Source organism: Streptococcus infantis (genome assembly GCF_047460825.1).
In the GTDB taxonomy this organism is placed as follows: domain Bacteria; phylum Bacillota; class Bacilli; order Lactobacillales; family Streptococcaceae; genus Streptococcus; species Streptococcus infantis_V.
The window spans coordinates 1-1,081 of sequence record NZ_JASHFO010000067.1 but is presented as its reverse complement, the minus strand read 5'-3'; the positions used below and the strand labels follow the sequence as shown (position 1 = coordinate 1,081).

The following is a 1,081-nucleotide window of genomic DNA, read 5'->3' as shown; positions in this document are numbered from 1 at the left end:
TTCAGCAAGCACATCGTCTTCAGAATCAGCCTCAGTAAGCACAACGGCTTCAGCAAGCACAACGGCTTCAGCAAGCACATCGTCTTCAGAATCAGCCTCAGTAAGCACAACGGCTTCAGCAAGCACATCGTCTTCAGAATCAGCATCAGTAAGCACAACGGCTTCAGCAAGTACAACGGCTTCAGCAAGCACATCGTCTTCAGAATCAGCCTCAGTAAGCACAACGGCTTCAGCAAGCACAACGGCTTCAGCAAGCACATCAGCTTCTGAATCAACATCGGCTTCAGCAAGCACGTCAGCTTCTGAATCAACATCAGCATCAGCAAGCACGTCAGCATCAGCAAGCACATCAGCTTCTGAATCAACATCGGCTTCAGCAAGCACATCAGCTTCTGAATCAACATCAGCTTCAGCAAGCACGTCAGCTTCAGCAAGCACATCAGCTTCTGAATCAACATCAGCTTCAGCAAGCACATCGGCTTCAGCAAGCACATCAGCTTCAGCAAGCACATCAGCTTCTGAATCAACATCAGCATCAGCAAGCACGTCAGTATCAGTAAGCACAACGGCTTCAGCAAGTACAACGGCCTCAGCAAGCACGTCAGTTTCAGAATCTGCATCTTAAACGATTGTTACAAGTAAGGGACTACCTGAAAGTTATTCTATGGATAGTTTGAACATTGATATAATTGCTTCTGATTCAATTAGTAATTCGGTATCAGCCTCTGAATCAAGATCAGCTTCTGGAACGATAAAATCAACAGGTGATTCAGGAAAACAATTACCAAATACTAGTTCAGAAGATTCTAATTCATCTCTACTTTTAGGTGCTTTGGCAGCTATTACTGGTTTAGGTTTGTTTGTAAAACGTAGTAAAGATGAAATCTAAAATATCTATGTTATATAGAGTAGTTCTATAAAGACTAGATAAGAAAAAATCCTGAAAAGTTTAAATTTTCGGCTCATTGTCAACTGTAGTGGGTTGAATAAAAACTAACATCTGGAGAGGACAATTGATGTCCTCTTCATTTTTATATTCAGAGCGATGAAAATTCGTTTCTTAAAGTTGTCAAAGTTCCTA

General features: G+C 41.7%; 1 protein-coding gene and 1 pseudogene. One reads left to right on the top strand and one right to left on the bottom strand.

All coding sequences use genetic code 11. The features are described 5' to 3' along the window. Positions 1-600, bottom strand: a pseudogene (locus QM911_RS09830) (hypothetical protein); the annotation flags it as partial. A 64-nt stretch (positions 601-664) separates the two neighbouring features. Here QM911_RS09830 and QM911_RS09825 point away from each other — a divergent pair. Further along, positions 665-889 carry an LPXTG cell wall anchor domain-containing protein gene (locus QM911_RS09825; RefSeq protein WP_414313877.1) on the top strand — a complete coding sequence of 75 codons (225 nt, stop codon included), beginning with the start codon at positions 665-667 and terminating at the stop codon, positions 887-889. Positions 890-1,081: the final 192 nt, after the last annotated feature.

Excerpts from the sequence above, each read along its gene's own strand:
- QM911_RS09825 (WP_414313877.1), top strand. The coding sequence starts at position 665 with ATGGATAGTTTGAACATTGATATAATTGCTTCTGATTCAATTAGTAAT.